Below are 16,549 nucleotides of genomic sequence, written 5' to 3' on the forward strand. Positions count from 1 at the left end.
TGCGCCTCACGGGCAACCCCGTACGCCCGGTCCGCGTCTTGATCGACAACAGATGACACTCCCCTGGCCCTCTGGGGCCGGGGGTGGTTTCCGTTGCTCTATACACGCCATGTATACACGCAATGTATAGATGGGGTGCATACGGACCGAAAGGCATCCATGTACGGCAAGGCATTCGCCCCGGAGTACCAGGGCGCCCTGACCACCCTCTCCGTGAACTCCTCACTGACCGACGTCCTCGCGGCCGGTACCGAGGAACTGCGGGCCGCCGAGCGGACCGGGCGGCACGGCGAGGCGGCGCGCTCCGGACTCGCGGTCGCCGAGGCGCACCGCAGGCTCGGGCAGATCGGGGAGGCGGACCGGGCGTGGAAGGCGAGCTACCGCGCCGCCCGCACGGCCGGGGACACCGCGGCGATGGCGTGGGCGCTATGGAGCGGCGGCACCCTGGCCCGGCAGCGCGGCGCGTTCGCGCTGGCCCGGCGGCTGCTCCAGCTCGCCGCCGACCTCGGTGAGCGCGGCGGCGACGTCGTCGTGCGCGGCTACTCGCTGGCCGGGCTCGCCGAGACCGGCCGGATCCAGGGCGACTACGCGGCCGTGACCCGGCTGCACGAGCAGTTGCTGGCCGAGGCGCGGCGGCGCGGCGAGGCCCGCCACACGGTGTGGGCGCTGGAGGGCATCGCGCAGATCCACCGCAACACCGGTTCCTACGACACCGCGTATGCGCTGTTCGAGGAGGCCGCCGAGATCGCCGCGCGCGCCGAGGACCGGCGCGGGCACGCCTGGGCGCTGCGCGGACTCGCCGACATCGTCTCGGTGCGCGACGGCGACATCGAGCGCGCCCTGGAGCTGCTGACGGAGGCGGAGACGACCTGCCGGAAAATGAAGCTGTCCAGCGCGCTGGCCTACAACCACAAGATGCGCGGCAACGTCCTGTACCGCGCGGGCCGTTACGCCGAGGCCCGGGACATGTACGCGCAGGCGCTCGACGAGTTCCGTGCCATGAGCGAGCCGCGCGGCGAGGCGCTGTCCCGGCTCGGGCTCGCCAAGTCCCGGGCCCGGCTGGGCCGCGACCACGCCGAGACGGCCGCCGAACTGGCCGAGCTGGCGGGCACGTTGGAGCGGATCGGCCTGCGGCACGCCCGGGAGATGGTGGCCCGCGCCCAGGAGGAGCTCGGCACGGAGGCCGTACGGTGACCGCGGCCCCCTCGACGGCGCCCCCGACCGCCGCCCAAGTACTGCACCGGTGCCGGGACCTGGTCCGCCCGGAGCTGGAACGGGCCGTGGCACGGCTGCATCCCTGGGTCGGCGAGATGGCCGCCTATTCCTTCGGCTGGTGCGAGGTGGGCGGCGCCCCGGCCACCGCCTCCGGCGGCAAGGGCGTGCGGCAGGCGCTGGCCGTGCTGGGCGCCGAGGCGGTCGGCGGCCCCGCCCGTGCCGGTACCACGGCTGCCGTCGCCGTGGAACTCGTGCACGCCTTCTCCCTGCTGCACGACGACATCATGGACGGCGACGCGACCCGCCGCGGCCGCCCGACCGCGTGGCGGGCCTACGGCACCGGTCCGGCCGTCCTCGCGGGCGACGCCCTGTTCGCGCTCGCCGTGGAGTGCCTCGCCGAGGCCCCGGCCGGCGCCGCCGGTTTACGGCTGCTGTCCACGGCGCTCAGGGACCTGGTGCGCGGCCAGGCCGACGATCTGCGGTTCGCGGACCGGCCCTGGCTGGGCCAGGACCGGGTGCGGCCGGAGGAGTACCGGGCCCTGGCCGAGCACAAAACGGGCGCCCTGCTGGGCTGCGCCGCAGCCCTGGGCGCCGCGCTCGGCGGGGCCCCGCCCGCGACGGTCGCCGCGCTCGACCGGGCCGGACGCGAACTGGGCATCGCCTTCCAGGTCGTCGACGACGTGCTCGGCGTGTGGGGCGACCCGGCCGTCACCGGCAAGCCCGTGCACAACGACCTGCGCGCCCGCAAGAAGACCTACCCGGTGCTGGTCGCCCTCGACACGCCGGTCGCCGGGCGGCTGGCCGGGCTGCTGGAGTCGGGTGAGCGGCCGGAGGCAGCGGCGGCGCTGATCGAGGAGGCGGGCGGCCGGTCGGCGGCCCTCGGCGAGGCGCGGCGCCGGATCGCCGCCGCCTGGTCCGCACTGGCCGCCGTACCCCTGGAGGCGGGCGTGGAAAGGGAGTTGGGGGTGCTGCTGGAGTTCCTGGTGGGCAGGCAGCTCTGAGCTCCCCCTTCGACCTGCCGGTCGGCGCCCGCCGCCCCGGGCACGCCCGTCTCCGGACACCCGGCCGCACGGCTGGACCCGGTCGGCCGGAGCGGCTGTCCGCCCCGCGAAGGCAAAGGGCGACCGGAGCGGCGGGCCGCCCCGCGAGGCACGGCGCCGGATCACCCCCGGCCCGGGACGTGTGTTCGACCCACCGGTCAGCGTACGGGGGTTGGCGCATATCGGTCGGCCGTTCCTTGAACGGACCCGGTCGCGCGCGCCGTACCTCTGGGAAAGGTGAGAGCCCGGTTCAGCGAGGGATGACCATGGTCAAGGCGCACGTCTCCACGCCCGTGTGGGTCGCCGGGAGGTACCGGCTCGTCGACATCGTCCACCGGGAGACCAACCGCGTCTGCTGGTACGCCGAGGACAGCCAGGCGGAACGGCCCTGTCTGGTGACCGGGGTGGGGCTGCCGGAGGATCCGAGCGGGGAGGAGGCGCCGCAGGTCGTCACCCGGGTGCTGCGGACGTCCGAGCGGCTGTCGCTCATGATGCCCGCCCGGGTCGCGGAAGTCGTCGACGCGGTCGTGGAGTCGGGCACGCTGTGGGTGGTGACCCGGTGGATCGACGGGCAGCCGCTCGGTGAACTCCTCACTCAGCAAGGCGCGTTGAACCGCGTGCGGGCGGCCCGGATCGCGCTGGAGCTGCTGGATGTGCTGGAGGCGGCGCACGGGCAGGGCGTCACGCACGGCGAACTCAGCCCGGCGCAGGTGTTCGTGCGCGACCAGGGACCCGTGGTGGTCTCCGGTTTCGGGCTGGCCGGGGCCACCCTGGCGCCCCGGCTGGCCGCGCCCGCGTACGCCTCCCCCGAGCAGGCCCGCGACGAGCGGATCGGCCCGGCCACCGATCTGTGGGCGCTCGGCGCGCTGCTCTACACGATGGTGGAGGGCCGCCCGCCGTTCCGGGACCGGGGCCGCCCGCAGGCCACGCTGAAGGCGGTCGACCGGTTGCCGCTGCGCACCCCGGTCCGGTCGGGGTCGCTCACCACGACGCTGCAGGGTCTGCTCCGCAAGGATCCCGTGGAGCGGCTGCCCCGTTCCGTGGTCCGTGAGGCGCTGTTGAACGTCCTGGACGAAGGGACCTCGACGGCGGAGACGCCCAGCCCGGGGCTGTCGGGTCGGCCCCTCGGCCGGGCGCGCTGGAGCCGGCGGACCATGGTCGCCGGGACCGCGCTGGCCGTCGTCACGGTCGCGGTGGCCGTCCTCGCGGTCACCGGCGGGCTGCCCGGCGGCTCGGACTCCACCGCCGCCGACTCCTCGCCCCGCCCGGCCCCGACGCGCGCCCCGACCTCCCCTCCCGCCGCTCCTCCGTCCGCCCCGGCCACCCCCTCGCCCTCACCCACGCCGGAGGAGAAGTCCCCGTTCAGCCGCTACGAGTCGCCCGAGGGCTTCTCGGTCACGCTCCCCGAGGGCTGGAAGCCGCTCAGCACCGACCGGGTCCAGGACCTGGCGTACCGGATCGTGCTCGGCACGAAGGGCGACGACCGCACCCTGACCGTGACCTACAGCGAGCGGGTGGGGCCGGACCCCGTCGAGGTGTGGCGGGACGTGGAGCCCGGCCTGAAGGAGGACGGCGGGTACCGCCGGATCGGCGACATCCGGGCCACGACCTACCGGGGCAAGGAGGCCGCCGAGATGGAGTGGCTCATGAACGCCGACGGCACCCAGGTCCGTACCCTGGGCCGCGGATTCCTCCTCGGCGGCAGTCGCGGCTACTCGCTGCGCTGGACGGCCCCCGCGGATGCCTGGGAGGACCCGGACAACCGCGAGGCCCTGGCCACGGCCCTGCGCACGTTCCGGGAGCCGTCAGAGTGATCCGCGGGGCGCGCCGGTCTTGCACAGCGGGCGCGGGTGCAGGGGCTCGGTGCGCCAGCGGGCGGTGCAGGTGCGGTCCGGGAGCGAACAGGTCACGGCGAGCCGGTGCGGTGTCTCCAGGAACAGCACCTCGGCCTCCAGGGTGTCGGCGTCGGTCCAACCGCCGCTGACCGCGGTGGGCACCGGCTCCCCGGCCACGGTCCATTCGCCCGGCACCAGACGGAGGTCGATCCGGTGCCCGTCCTCCACGAGCGTCAGCCGGTAGCCGTCGGGGGCGGTGTCGACCTCCGCGGAGATCCAGTCGGAGCCGAAGGAGGCCGCCGTCCACGGCTCGGGCGCGGGCTTGCCGGGGGCTGGGGGAAGCGCGAGGGCCGCCAGCCGTTCGGCGAGAGCGGCGTCGGCCCGTTCGCGGCCGGTGAGCAGCGCGGGGCCGCAGGCGGGCAGCAGGTGGGTCCAGACCAGGTCCAGCACCCGCTGCATCTCCACGGTGGCGGAGGTCAGGGCGATCACCGCGTCCTGCTCGGGCAGGACCAGGCAGTACTGGCCGTAGGCACCGTCCCCGCGGTAGCCGTGCCGGGACTTCCAGAACTGCAGGCCGTACCCCTGCCGCCAGTCGGCGCCGGCCATCGGCCCGTCGGCGTTCGGGGTGTGGACGCGGCTCGCCTCGGCCACCCAGGACTCAGGCAGCACCTGCCGCCCTTCCCACATCCCCTGGCGCAGATACAGCTGTCCCAGCCGGGCGATCGCGTCGGTGGTGGCGTGCAGTCCGCTGAACCCCAGCTCCCGGCCCGCCCGGTCGTGCAGCCAGGCCACCTCGCCGATGCCGATCGGGTCGAAGAGGCGGGGGCGCAGATAGTCGGTGAGCGTGCGGCCGGTCACGCGCTGGACGATCGCGGCGAGGGTGAAGGTGGCGGGCTGGTTGTACGCGAACACGGTGCCCGGGTCGCGGTCGGGCGGCAGCAGCAGGAAGCCGTGCACCAGGTCGTCGGGGTCGATCGCGCGGGCCCGGTCGACGGTCTCGTCCTCGTGCCCGCTGGCCATGGAGGCCACGTGCCGGACGAGCATGGCGCGGGTGCGCGGGTCGGTGACCTCGGCGTCGTACTCCGGGAAGTAGGAGATCACCGGGTCGTCGAGGCTCATCAGGCCCTCGGCGACGGCGAGCCCGGCCGCGGTGGAGGTGAAGCTCTTGCTGAGGGAGTACAGCAGCTGGGGCCGGTCGGGGGCGCAGGGCGCCCACCAGCCGGAGGCCACCAGGTGGTCGTGGCGCAGGATCATCAGGCTGTGCGGCTCGATGGCGGGGTCGGACTCCAGGGCGTCCAGGAAGGCGTGCACACCGGAGGAGTCGACGCCCTGGGCCGCGGGCGTACTGGTGAGGAGCGCGCGTGTCGTCATGCCGTCATCCGTACCCGCCCTGGCGGACCGTTCCTGCGCGGGGCGCCACCGGATGACACGCACCGGGCGGTCAAACCGCCGCATGCGGGCGCATATAGGCTGCCTGTCTGCACTTGCGGTTCCAGCCCCAGGAGAATCATCCGTGACCCTGTCCCTCGTCCCGTCCGAGACGTCCCCCGTGCCGCTGTCCGACCTCGTCGCGCGGGACGCGCGTGAGTTCGGGGCGTACGCCCGCACCGGAGGCTGGGCCTTCGCCCTGATGGTGGCGCGCAGCGTGCGGCCCGGCGGCCAGGGCGCCGACGGGACGCCGAAGGTGTCCGCGAAGGAGTTCGCCGAGCTTGCGGGCTGCTCCCCGGAGCGGGTGATGCGCTACTACAAGGCCTGGGACCGGGCCGCCGACGACGGTCTCGTGCCGCAGTTCGAGGCGCTCCAGCCGGGCGCCGAGGTGGAGTTGCCGGACGCGGACGTGTGGTTGAGCTACTACGTCTCCCGCAACAGCGCGACTTCCGAGCGCGGTACCGCCATCGCCGAGGCGGCCGAGGCCGAGGGCATCCGGCCGACCAAGGCTCTGGAGGTCGCGGAGAACCCCACCGCGCTGCGCGCCGCGATCCTCGCCGACCCCTCCACCGCCCGCGCCGCCCGCGGCGCGCTGCTCGACCGCGTCAGGGAGGATCCCGAGCTGCAGGCCGAGCTGGCGCGGGACGTGGTACGCACCGACGAACTGAAGAAGGCCGTCGCCAGTGAGAGCCGGGCCGCCGACCGGATCGGCTACGTCCGGCAGATCGCCGAGTCCGGGCAGGTGAAGACGCCCGCCGGACAGACCATCGAGGCGCCCGTGGAACTCCGCCAGGAGGCCGAGCGGCATCTGTCCCTCATCGACGAGCTGGACGAGGACGAGGACACCGGCGAGTGGGCCACCGAGGCCTACGACACCCTGCGGACCCTGGTCGCCGAGACCGTGGAGGCCGACCCCGAACTGCGGGTCCAGGAGCGCCGGACGAAGTTCTACAGCAGCCTCCAGCGGGCCACGAAGGTGTTCGAGGAGCTGACCTTCGACGACGTGCAGGAGTTCGCCGAGGACGACATGGTGCGGCAGCTGGAGGACCTCCAGCAGGCCATCACCTCGTGCATCGCCGCGCTGAAGGGCGGTCAGCCCCGCGAGGTGTAGCGGCGCCGGATCCACCAGCCCAGGCCGAACCAGCACACCAGGTACCAGAGCACGATGCCGGTGACGATCCAGGGGACATAGCCGTCGTGGGTGGCGACCCGGAGGATCAGCAGCAGCGAGGACGCCATGGTGACCAGCAGCAGCACCAGGCCGGTGAAGGTCAGCCGGGAGGCCCATTCGACCGCACGCGGTTTGATGCGCCTCCCGGACACCATGCGGTGCAGGGACACCGGTCCGATGAGGGTGCCGGTGGCGGCGGCACCCACCACCACGGTCACCAGGTAGATCGCCTTCTCGGTGTCGCCCAGGTCGTCGTACTTCGGGGTGAAGACGACGGTGAGCAGGAATCCGAACAGGATCTGTACGCCCATCTGGGCGACCCGGACCTCCTGCATGAGCTCCGACCACATCCGGTCGGCGCGTTCGTCCTCGGTCTCGTCGCGACCGGTGCGTCTTTCGGGTTCCTGCGCCATACCGTCCGGGTCTCCCGGTGTTGACCTTTCAAACAGTTACCAGCGGGCCTCGACCTGCTCCTTGATCCGCCGCTCGTACAGCTCACGGATCGCGTCCAGGGTCTCGGCGGACAGCTCCGGCAGCGACGCGGCCGAGGCGTTGGCGCGGGCCTGCTCGGGTGAGCGGGCGCCGGGGATCACCGTGGTCACGCCGGGCTGCTGGATGATCCAGCGCAGGGCGAGCTGGGCCGGGGTGAAGCCCTCGGGGGCGAGGGCGGCGAACTCCGCGGCGGCCTCGACGCCGGTGGCGTAGTCGACACCGGAGAACGTCTCGCCCTGGTCGAAGGACTCACCGTGCCGGTTGTAGGTGCGGTGGTCGTTCTCGGGGAAGACGGTGTCCTTGGTGTACTTGCCGGACAGCAGGCCGGAGGCGAGCGGGACGCGGGCGATGATGCCGACGCCCGCCTCCCGCGCGGCGGGCAGGACCTCGTACAGGGGCTTCATCCGGAACGGGTTGAGGATGATCTGCACGCTCGCCACGCCCGGCCGGGCGATCGCGGTGAGCGCCTCGGCGCAGGTCTCCACACTCACGCCGTAGGCGGCGATGCGTTCCTCGGCGACGAGGGTGTCGAGGGCGTCGAAGACCTCGTCGCTGGAGTAGACGGGGGTGGGCGGGCAGTGCAGCTGCACCAGGTCGATCCGGTCGACGCCCAGGTTGCGGCGGGAACGGTCGTTCCAGGCCCGGAAGTTGTCCAGGACGTAGTTCTCCGGGATCTGCTCGACCCGGCGGCCCATCTTGGTGGCGACCATGACATGCAGGTCCGGACGGCCGCTGAGGAACGCGGCGATGGTCTGTTCGCTGCGGCCGTCGCCGTAGACGTCGGCGGTGTCGAAGAAGGTCACCCCGGTCTCGGCGGCCGTCTCCAGCACCTTGAGGGCTTCCTTGTCGTCCACGTCGCCCCAGTCGGCACCCAGTTGCCAGGTGCCGAGGCCGACGACGGACGCGTGCTGCTGCGACCTGCTGAATGTGCGCTCTTCCATGGCGTCAGTCTGTCATCCGGGCGAGCTTGGGGCCGAGCCAGCGCTTGAGGCGGCGCAGCGCCTCCAGCCGGCCCGCGGCCCGGTCCAGGCGGTAGTAGAGCTGCGGCGGGACGTAGGGCAGCAGGGGTGAGTGGCGCTGGCCCAGCAGGGCGAACATCTGCTCCGGGGGGAGGTCGATGTAGCGGGTGAGGTTCTCGTACCACTGGGCGCTGTGCCGGGCAGCGCTCTGCTGGGGCAGCAGGGCCTGCTTGCGCTCGCGTTCGTAGTGGGTGAGGGCCTGCCGGAGGTCGGCGTGGTCGCGCAGGGCGCCGGCCAGGGCGAGGGCGTCCTCCAGGGCGAGGGTGGTGCCGGCGCCGATGGAGTAGTGGGTGGTGTGGGCGGCGTCGCCGAGCAGGACGAGGTTGCCGCGGTGCCAGGTGCGGTTGGTGAGGGTGCGGAAGTGCAGCCAGGGGGAGCTGCCGTCGGCCGGTGCCCGGCCGATCAGGGCGTGGCCGTCGAGGGTGTCGGCGAACAGCTTCTCCAGCAGCACGAGCCCGTCCGCCTCGTCGGCGCGGTCCAGGCCCAGGCCGGTGAAGGTCTCGGGCGAGCATTCGATGACGCAGGTGCTGCGCTCGGGGCTGAATCCGTAGCCGTAGGCCCAGATCCAGCCGTGCTCGGTCTCGACGAAGGAGAAGGTGAAGGTGTCGAAGACCTTGTTGGTGCCGAGCCAGATGTAGTGGTTGCGGCCCGGGGTGAGCCGGGCGCCGAAGTGCTCCGCGTGCCGGGTGCGCAGGGCGCTGTTCACGCCGTCGCTCGCGACCACGAGGTCGGCCTCGGGGAGCGGCCCGTCGGCGTCGATCTCGTGCGCGTACTCCAGGCGCACGCCCAGGGAGCGGGCGCGGGCGGCGAGCAGTTCGAGCAGCCGGTGGCGGCCGATGCCGAAGCCCTGGTCGCCGCGGTGCCGGGTGGTCAGGTCGCGGACCCGGGCGACGCCCTCGTTCCAGGTGACCGAGTGGTCGGCGATCGCCCGGGCGGAGACGGGGTCGTGCACCTGCAGTCTGTCGAGCAGTCCGCGCCAGTAGGTGACGCCCCAGCCGTAGGTCGAGCCCTCCGGGTTGCGCTCGTACACGGTGATGTCGTGGGACGGGTCCGCCAGCTTCAACAGGATCGACAGGTACAGCCCGGCGGGCCCTCCGCCGACACAGACGACCTTCACGCGCACCCCTCGGAGTCACTCATCGCGATCATTGCGAGACGGAGAGTAGCAGCGCGCGGGAGTAGGTCCCGGCTTCCGGATCGCGTCACTTTCCCGGCGTGACGCAGGCCACGAGCCGTGCGCGCACCCGTCAAGAACCACCCGAATCGGGGCCCCGAGGGGAAGGAATTACCCGTTCCGCAAGCGTGCGGCATATGCGCACAGCAAGATCACCCTGGTTCAACCTTGCACGACATGTGGGCAATTGTCCGAATCGTAGCCAACCACTCCGGACCGATTTCACCCCATCTCGGCGCCCTCGATAGGCATGCGGAGTCACCCACTCTCATCCGAACCGGGAGATCCGTATGCCGGAACTCAGCCGCCGCCGCGCGCTCACCGCCGCGGCCGCCCTCGCCGCCGCCTCCGGGACCGCCGCCCTCACCGCCCCCTCCGCGCAGGCGGCGGGCCGCGCAACCGGCGCCCCCCAGCACGCCGGGCACCACACCGAGCCCACCCCCGCCGCCTTCGACGAGGTCTACAAGGGCCGCCGGATACAGGGCCGGGTGCGCTCCGGCGGGGGCCACCACCACGACCACGGCGGCGGTTACGGCGTCTACATCGACGACGTGGAGCTGCACGTGATGCGCAACGCCGACGGCAGCTGGATCAGCGTCGTCAGCCACTACGACCCGGTGGCCACCCCGCGCGCCGCGGCGCGGGCCGCGGTCGACGAACTCCAGGGCGCCGAACTCCTGCCGTTCCCCACCAACTGAACCGCCCCCTCAAGCACCACCTGGAGCATCCGCACATGACCGTCCGCAAGAACCAGGCGAACCTGACCGCCGACGAGAAGCTCCGCTTCGTCAACGCCCTTCTGGAGCTCAAGCGCAGCGGCCGCTACGACGACTTCGTCCGCATCCACAACGACTTCATCGTCGGCGACACCGACAACGGCGAGCGCACGGGCCACCGTTCGCCGTCCTTCCTGCCCTGGCACCGCAGATTCCTGCTGGAGTTCGAGGCCGCCCTGCAGGAGGTGGACGCCTCGGTGGCGCTGCCCTACTGGGACTGGACGACCGACCGCACGCCGCGCGCCTCGCTGTGGGCGCCGGACTTCCTCGGCGGCACCGGACGCAGCCTGGACGGACAGGTGATGGACGGGCCGTTCGCCGCCTCGACCGGGAACTGGCCGATCAACGTCCGTGTCGACGGCCGCACTTACCTGCGCCGCGCCCTCGGCTCCGGCGGCCGTCCGCTGCCCACGCGGGCCGAGGTGGAGTCGGTGCTGGCCATCGAGACGTACGACATGGCGCCCTGGAACAGCGGTTCGGACGGCTTCCGCAACCACCTGGAGGGCTGGCGCGGGGTCAACCTGCACAACCGGGTGCATGTCTGGGTCGGCGGCCAGATGGCGACCGGGGTCTCCCCCAACGACCCGGTGTTCTGGCTGCACCACGCCTACGTGGACAGACTGTGGTCCCAGTGGCAGCGCCGCCACCCGAACTCGCCGTACCTCCCGGCGACGGCCACGCCGAACGTGGTCCACCTCAACGCCACGATGAAGCCCTGGAACAACGTGCGGCCCGCCGAACTGCTGGACCACACCCGGCACTACACCTTCGACGTGGCCTGACCGGGTTCACGCGTCCGCGGTACGGCACTCCGGGTGGCCCCAGCCCTGCGCGTTCTTGGCGATCTGCTCGCCCGCCGCGTAGGGACGGCCGCACACACAGCGGCCGGGGAACTTCGCCTTGATGGTGCGCGAGGAGGAACCCCCGCTGCTCTTCCTCGCGGCCGCCGGGCGGCGGCGCGGCGCCTTGGCCGGGGTCTCCGGGGAGGGCGGCGGCTCGGGCGAGCCGAGCGCGCTGCCCGCGGGCTCCTGCACGGTGGCCGCCTGGCTGGCGGCACGGTCCGCGAAGTCGTTCAGCTTGTCGCCGTCGACCTGGTGGGCGGGGACGTAGCGGAACTCCACCGACCGTCCGGCCAGGAGCTCGTCGATGCGTACGACGAGCTCCTGGTTGGCGACCGGCTTGCCGGCCGAGGTCTTCCAGCCGTTGCGCTTCCAGCCGGGCAGCCAGGTGGTGACCGCCTTCATGGCGTACTGGGAGTCCATCCGGACCTCCAGCGGCACTTCCGGGTCGGTGGCCGCCAACAGGCGCTCCAGCGCGGTCAGTTCGGCGACATTGTTGGTGGCCTTGCCGAGGGGGCCGGCCGCCCAGCGGGCCGGGGTCTCGCTCTCGTCGGCGACGACCCAGGCCCAGCCCGCGGGTCCGGGGTTGCCCTTGGAAGCCCCGTCGCACGCGGCCACTACTCGTTCACGCATGTGCCGATCATGCCACGGGCCCGAGGGTGCCCCGGTCAGACGTCGGTGAGCGTGGGCATCTCGCCCTCGGTGGTGGTGGTGTCGATCACCGAGAAGTTCGCGCCCTGCGGATCACTGATCGCCGCGATCCGGCCGAACGGTGTGTTCATGGGCCCGAACCGCAGGATGCCGCCGCGCTCGGTCGCCTTCGCCACGGCGGCGTCGACGTCGGGGACGGAGAAGTAGACGTTGATGTAGGCCGGTATCTCCGGCGGGAACTCCTCCGTCATCTTCATGCGGCCGAGGACGGGGGTGTCGCCGAGGTTGAAGACCCGGAAGTCCATGCCGTCGTCCTCCATCTGCTGCGCGGTGTAGCGCGGGAAGACGGCCGGGAAGAACGCGTCGGACTTCTCCGGCTCCCGGGTGAAGACCTCCGCCCAGGCGAACGCGCCGGGCTGGCCGGCCGGTGCCTCGAAGCCCTCGTGGGTGCCGGCCTGCCACACGCCGAAGACGACTCCGCTCGGGTCGCGGGCCAGGCACATGGTGCCGAAGTCACCGACCTGAATCGGCTCCATCAGCACCTCGCCGCCGTTGTCCCGGATCCGGCGGGCGGTCTCGGCCGCGTCCGGGGAGGCGAGGTACAGGCACCACTGCGACATGCCCTCCTGCCCGGGCATGGGCGGCACGACCGCGGCGGCCGCCCTGCCGTCCGCGTACGCCTGGGTGTAGTTGCCGAACTCCGACGACGACTCGCCGAAGGTCCAGCCGAGGACATCTCCGTAGAAGCTCTTGGCTCCCTCGAAGTCGCTGAACATCGCGTCGGCCCAACAGGGGGTTCCCTCTGGCTGTACGGCCATGACCACGGCCTCTTCCGCATCGCTGGTGGGGGTCGTTTCCTCACGCTAGCCATCCCTGGCGCGAACCGCGCGCCGAAGGGCGCCGTCCGTCCGACACTGGGAGGAAAGGGTCCGGCGGCAGGACGGGGAGGCCCTATGACGGACGGGACGATGCGCGCGTGGTCGGTGGTGGCTCCCGGACCGGTGGAGGAGGGGGCGCTGCGGCTGGTGGAGAAGCCGGTGCCGGTGCCCGGGGCCGGTGAGCTGCTGGTCCGGGTGCTGGCGTGCGGGGTGTGCCGCACCGATCTGCATGTCACGGAAGGCGATCTGCCGGTACGCCTGGCCGGGGTGACTCCCGGGCACGAGGTGGTCGGGGAGGTCGCCGGCCTCGGTGCCGGGGTGAGCGGCTTCGCGGTCGGCGACCGGGTCGGGGTGGCCTGGCTGCGGTGGACGGACGGCACCTGCGCCTACTGTCTGCGCGGGGCGGAGAACCTGTGCCCCGGGTCGCGGTACACCGGCTGGGACGCGGACGGCGGCTACGCCGAGTACACGACCGTCCCCGCCGACTTCGCCCACCCGCTCCCCGAGGACCTGACCGACCTGGCGCTCGCGCCGCTGCTGTGCGCCGGGATCATCGGCTACCGGGCGCTGCGCCGGGCATCGCTCCCGGCGGGCGGGCGGCTCGGTCTGTACGGCTTCGGCGGCAGCGCCCATCTGTGCGCCCAGGTGGCGCTCGCGGAGGGCGCCCGGGTGCATGTGCTCACCCGCGGTGCGGCGGCACGGCGGCTGGCGCTGGAGCTGGGGGCCGCGTCGGCGGGCGAGGCGCACGCGATGCCACCGGAGCCGCTGGACAGCGCCATCCTGTTCGCCCCCGTCGGGGACCTGGTGCCGGTGGCGCTGCGCGCCCTGGACCGGGGCGGGGTGCTCGCCGTCGCCGGGATCCACCTCAGCGACACCCCGCCGCTGCACTACGAGACCGATCTGTTCTACGAGAAGGAACTGCGCAGCGTCACCTCCAACACCCGCGCGGACGCCCGCAAGTTCCTCACCCTCGCCGCCCGCTACAAGGTCCACGCCACCACGCACGCCTATCCCCTGTCCCGGGCCGATGCGGCCCTGCGGGACCTCAAGGCGGGGCGGTTCGACGGAGCGGCGGTGCTCGTCAACGACCTGAGTTGACAGGGCAGTTGGCGGTGTTCGGCCGACCCGGGTCTTCCGCCTGCGGCGTGGCTGTGCTTGCCTGGGGAGCCGTTTCTCCGTTACCGGGGCGGGAGTTGCCGCATGCGCAGGGCGTGGATGGCGGGATTGGCGCTCACAGTGGCGCTGCTCGGCGGCTGCGGGGACCCGTCGTCGGAGCCGGAGCGGGCACCCGCGCCCGCGAAGCCCCCGGCGTCGGCGACTACCCAGCAGCGGGCGCCCGCATCCCCGAAGGCCCCGGCGGAGCCGCCCAAGGTGCTCTACCTCGGCGACTCCCTGGCGATGGAGGCGCAGAAGGTGCTCGGCGCCGGACTGCGCGGGAAGCTGCGCGCCGCCTACACCAGTGCCCCGTACTCGGGCACCACCGTCTGCGACTACCTGGAGGGCACCGGCGAGCGGTCGCTGGTGCCGGACGCGGACAAGGCGGCCGCGCTGGTGCGCGCGCACCGGCCGGACTTCGTGGTGCTGCAGTTCTGGGGCAACTCCTGGGGCTACACGCCCTGCATGGACGGCATCACGCACGACGCCGATCCCCGGGCCTACTTCGACCGGTACGCGGCGGACCTGGACCGGGTCACCTCGCAGATCGCCGCCGCGGGCGGGGAGCACCGCCCGCGGATCGTGTGGGTGCTGCAGGGCCCCGACCCGATCACCCCGGACCGGGTGCGGAAGGTGAACGCCCTGTACGAGGAGCGGGCCGACGCGGCGGGTGATCTCGTCGCGGACGCGGGGCGGACGGTGAGCGCCGACGGGGCCCGCTACACCTGGGTACGGCACCTGCCGTGCACCGCCTACGAGCGGGCGCACCCGGACTACTGCACCGATCCGGGCCGCGGCCGCACCGCCCTGCACCGCGAGGACGACTATCTGCACTTCTGTCTGGCGCCCACCACCTCGGCCCCGAAGCCGTGCCCGGTCCGCTCCGCCGGCATCCTGCGGATGGCGCGGGAGGTCACGCGGGTGATCCACGACTCCTGGTGAGACGGGCGCTCACTCCCCGTCGTAGGCCTTCCTCAGGGCGGCGATGTCGAGCTTGTGCATGCCGAGCATGGCCTGGGTGGCGCGGGACGCCTTCTCCGGGTCGGGGTCGCCGACCATGGCGTCGAGACTGTCGGGGACGACCTGCCAGGACACGCCGTACCTGTCCTTCAGCCAGCCGCAGGGGCCGGGCTCGCCGCCGTTCTCGGTGAGCCTGGTCCAGTAGTAGTCGATCTCCTCCTGGTCCACGCAGTAGATCATGAACGAGACGGCCTCGTTGAACTTGAAATCGGGTCCGCCGTTGAGGGCGAGGAACGGGTGGCCGTTGGCCGTGAACTCCACCGTCATCACCATTCCGGCGGGGCGCATGGAGCCCTCGGGGTAGCGGGCGATCCTGCCGATGCTGGAGTTCTTGAAGACGGAGACGTAGAAGTGCGCGGCTTCCTCGGCCTGGTCGTCGAACCAGAGACACGTGGTGAAACCCTTGGCGGCCATGAGTACCTCCCGGATATGGAACGCAGTCACCTCTACCGACTGATCCTCGGCCCGGAACTCATCGGCCGCGCACCGGCCCAAGGCGCACTCTGCCCCTGGCGAATCTGCCGCGGGCAGAGAAATCCCCGGTGGGGCGGTGTGCCGGGCAACAGTGGGTTCGACGGCATCCACGCCACGACGAGGAGATCCCATGACTCCACTGACCACGCTCGCGCCGCGGGCGGAGGAGGGCGACACCCCGCCCACCCGGTTCGACGACCAGCTCGCCGCCCAGCTGCTCGGGCAGCGGATCGTCCTGCTCGGCACGCAGGTCGACGAGGTCTCCGCCAACCGGGTGTGCGCGCAGTTGCTGCTGCTGTCGGCGGAGGACCCGCGCACCGACATCAGCCTGTTCATCAACAGCCCGGGCGGCTCGGTCCACGCGGGCCTGGCCATCTACGACACGATGCGGCTGATCCCGAACGACGTCGCCACGCTCGCGATGGGCTTCGCGGCCAGCATGGGCCAGTTCCTGCTGAGCGTGGGCACGGCGGGCAAGCGCTATGCGCTGCCCAACGCGCGGATCATGATGCACCAGCCGTCGGCGGGGATCGGCGGCACCGCGGCGGACATCGAGATCCAGGCGGAGAACCTGGAGTTCACCAAGCGGACCATCGAACGGATCACCGCCGAGCACACCGGCCAGACCCCGGAGACGATCTCCCGGGACGGTGACCGGGACCGCTGGTTCACGGCCGAGGAGGCCCGTGAGTACGGCATCGTCGACCGGGTCGTGGAGTCCTTCACGGATGTCCGCCCGGCGGCCACAAAGCGACGGATGGGGCTGTAGGCATGGGCAGTTACACGATTCCGAACGTCATCGAACGCACCCCGCAGGGTGAGCGGTCCTTCGACGTGTTCAGCCGGCTGCTCAACGAGCGGATCATCTTCCTCGGCACCGAGATCGACGACGGGGTCGCCAATGTCGTCATCGCGCAACTGCTCCACCTGGAGTCGACGGCGCCCGAGCACGAGATCGCGATCTACATCAACTCGCCCGGCGGATCGTTCACTTCGCTGATGGCGATCTACGACACGATGACCTACGTCCAGGCCCCGATCTCCACGTTCTGTGTGGGGCAAGCGGCGTCCACGGCGGCGGTGCTGCTGGCGGGCGGCGATCCGGGGCGGCGGTCGGTGCTGGAGCACGCCCGGGTGCTGCTCGGCCAGCCGGCCAGCGGCGGGCGGCAGGGCGTGGTCTCCGACCTGGCGCTCCAGGCCAAGGAGATGGTCCGGATCCGCGCCCAGGTCGAGGAGGTGCTGGCCCGGCACACCCACCACGACGTGGCGACGCTGCGCGCCGACATGGACCGCGACAAGGTGTTCACCGCCGAGGAGGCGGTGGCGTACGGCCTCGCCGACCATGTGGTGAGCCGGCGCCTCGGCACGGTTTGAGGCGCCGG

Annotated in this window: 17 protein-coding genes; 10 read left to right on the forward strand and 7 right to left on the reverse strand. The window is 72.3% G+C overall.

The genetic code is table 11. From position 1 onward, the window contains the following. Positions 1–159 precede the first annotated feature (159 nt). From ACZ7L7_RS30975 to ACZ7L7_RS30985, 3 genes are all read left to right on the forward strand, one after another. Positions 160–1,194, forward strand: coding sequence for a tetratricopeptide repeat protein (locus tag ACZ7L7_RS30975; RefSeq protein ID WP_472077705.1), 1,035 nt, complete (start codon positions 160–162; stop codon positions 1,192–1,194). After that, a complete protein-coding gene (locus ACZ7L7_RS30980; RefSeq protein ID WP_285514138.1) occupies positions 1,191–2,216 on the forward strand; it encodes a polyprenyl synthetase family protein in 1,026 nt (341 codons plus the stop codon). Before ACZ7L7_RS30975 ends, ACZ7L7_RS30980 begins: the two co-directional genes overlap by 4 nt. A gap of 305 nt (positions 2,217–2,521) precedes the next feature. Continuing rightward, positions 2,522–4,069 (forward strand): protein kinase domain-containing protein, encoded by a 1,548-nt coding sequence (locus tag ACZ7L7_RS30985; RefSeq protein WP_471592999.1) that lies wholly within the window; start codon positions 2,522–2,524, stop codon positions 4,067–4,069. Here ACZ7L7_RS30985 and ACZ7L7_RS30990 read toward each other — a convergent pair. Further along, positions 4,061–5,461, reverse strand: a complete 1,401-nt coding sequence (locus ACZ7L7_RS30990) for a serine hydrolase domain-containing protein (protein ID WP_471592998.1) — start codon at positions 5,459–5,461, stop codon at positions 4,061–4,063. The genes ACZ7L7_RS30985 and ACZ7L7_RS30990 overlap by 9 nt on opposite strands. Positions 5,462–5,603: 142 nt before the next feature. Between ACZ7L7_RS30990 and ACZ7L7_RS30995 the strand changes: the two genes are divergently transcribed. Continuing rightward, a complete protein-coding gene (locus tag ACZ7L7_RS30995) occupies positions 5,604–6,629 on the forward strand; it encodes a hypothetical protein (protein WP_285514141.1) in 1,026 nt (341 codons plus the stop codon). Here the strand turns inward: ACZ7L7_RS30995 and ACZ7L7_RS31000 are convergent. From ACZ7L7_RS31000 to ACZ7L7_RS31010, 3 genes are read right to left on the reverse strand one after another with little or no spacing between them, the layout of a single operon-like run. Then, positions 6,611–7,102, reverse strand: a complete 492-nt coding sequence (locus ACZ7L7_RS31000; RefSeq protein WP_285514142.1) for a DUF6328 family protein — start codon at positions 7,100–7,102, stop codon at positions 6,611–6,613. The genes ACZ7L7_RS30995 and ACZ7L7_RS31000 overlap by 19 nt on opposite strands. A 36-nt stretch (positions 7,103–7,138) precedes the next feature. Further along, complete coding sequence (locus ACZ7L7_RS31005; protein WP_285514143.1) at positions 7,139–8,122, reverse strand: aldo/keto reductase; 984 nt, start codon at positions 8,120–8,122, stop codon at positions 7,139–7,141. Positions 8,123–8,126: 4 nt separating this feature from the next. After that, positions 8,127–9,317 (reverse strand): FAD-dependent monooxygenase, encoded by a 1,191-nt coding sequence (locus ACZ7L7_RS31010; protein ID WP_285514144.1) that lies wholly within the window; start codon positions 9,315–9,317, stop codon positions 8,127–8,129. 347 nt (positions 9,318–9,664) lie between these two features. Between ACZ7L7_RS31010 and melC1 the strand changes: the two genes are divergently transcribed. Further along, positions 9,665–10,072, forward strand: a complete 408-nt coding sequence (gene melC1 / locus ACZ7L7_RS31015; RefSeq protein WP_285514145.1) for an apotyrosinase chaperone MelC1 — start codon at positions 9,665–9,667, stop codon at positions 10,070–10,072. Between the two features lie 35 nt (positions 10,073–10,107). Then, positions 10,108–10,932: a tyrosinase MelC2 gene (gene melC2, locus ACZ7L7_RS31020; RefSeq protein WP_285514146.1), complete on the forward strand. Its 825-nt coding sequence runs from the start codon at positions 10,108–10,110 to the stop codon at positions 10,930–10,932. A 6-nt stretch (positions 10,933–10,938) separates the two neighbouring features. Here the strand turns inward: melC2 and ACZ7L7_RS31025 are convergent, their stop codons facing one another. After that, entirely contained in the window at positions 10,939–11,622 is a 684-nt protein-coding gene (locus ACZ7L7_RS31025; protein WP_453603191.1) for a ribonuclease H family protein, read from the reverse strand. A 35-nt stretch (positions 11,623–11,657) separates the two neighbouring features. Further along, positions 11,658–12,458, reverse strand: coding sequence for a VOC family protein (locus ACZ7L7_RS31030; RefSeq protein WP_453603193.1), 801 nt, complete (start codon positions 12,456–12,458; stop codon positions 11,658–11,660). Positions 12,459–12,608: 150 nt separating this feature from the next. Between ACZ7L7_RS31030 and ACZ7L7_RS31035 the strand changes: the two genes are divergently transcribed. Both ACZ7L7_RS31035 and ACZ7L7_RS31040 read left to right on the forward strand, forming a co-directional pair. Next, positions 12,609–13,616 (forward strand): zinc-binding alcohol dehydrogenase family protein, encoded by a 1,008-nt coding sequence (locus tag ACZ7L7_RS31035; protein WP_285514185.1) that lies wholly within the window; start codon positions 12,609–12,611, stop codon positions 13,614–13,616. Between the two features lie 102 nt (positions 13,617–13,718). Then, a complete protein-coding gene (locus ACZ7L7_RS31040) occupies positions 13,719–14,615 on the forward strand; it encodes an SGNH/GDSL hydrolase family protein (RefSeq protein ID WP_285514149.1) in 897 nt (298 codons plus the stop codon). Positions 14,616–14,624: 9 nt separating this feature from the next. Here the strand turns inward: ACZ7L7_RS31040 and ACZ7L7_RS31045 are convergent, their stop codons facing one another. Further along, positions 14,625–15,107 (reverse strand): VOC family protein, encoded by a 483-nt coding sequence (locus tag ACZ7L7_RS31045; protein ID WP_285514150.1) that lies wholly within the window; start codon positions 15,105–15,107, stop codon positions 14,625–14,627. A 190-nt stretch (positions 15,108–15,297) separates the two neighbouring features. Here ACZ7L7_RS31045 and ACZ7L7_RS31050 point away from each other — a divergent pair, with 190 nt between their 5' ends. Together ACZ7L7_RS31050 and ACZ7L7_RS31055 are read left to right on the forward strand one after the other, a co-directional pair. Beyond that, on the forward strand, positions 15,298–15,936 hold the full coding sequence (locus tag ACZ7L7_RS31050; protein ID WP_285514151.1) for an ATP-dependent Clp protease proteolytic subunit: 639 nt from the start codon (positions 15,298–15,300) through the stop codon (positions 15,934–15,936). 2 nt (positions 15,937–15,938) lie between these two features. After that, complete coding sequence (locus ACZ7L7_RS31055) at positions 15,939–16,541, forward strand: ClpP family protease (RefSeq protein WP_285514152.1); 603 nt, start codon at positions 15,939–15,941, stop codon at positions 16,539–16,541. Positions 16,542–16,549: the final 8 nt, after the last annotated feature.

The organism is Streptomyces sp. NPDC110618, from assembly GCF_055657065.1.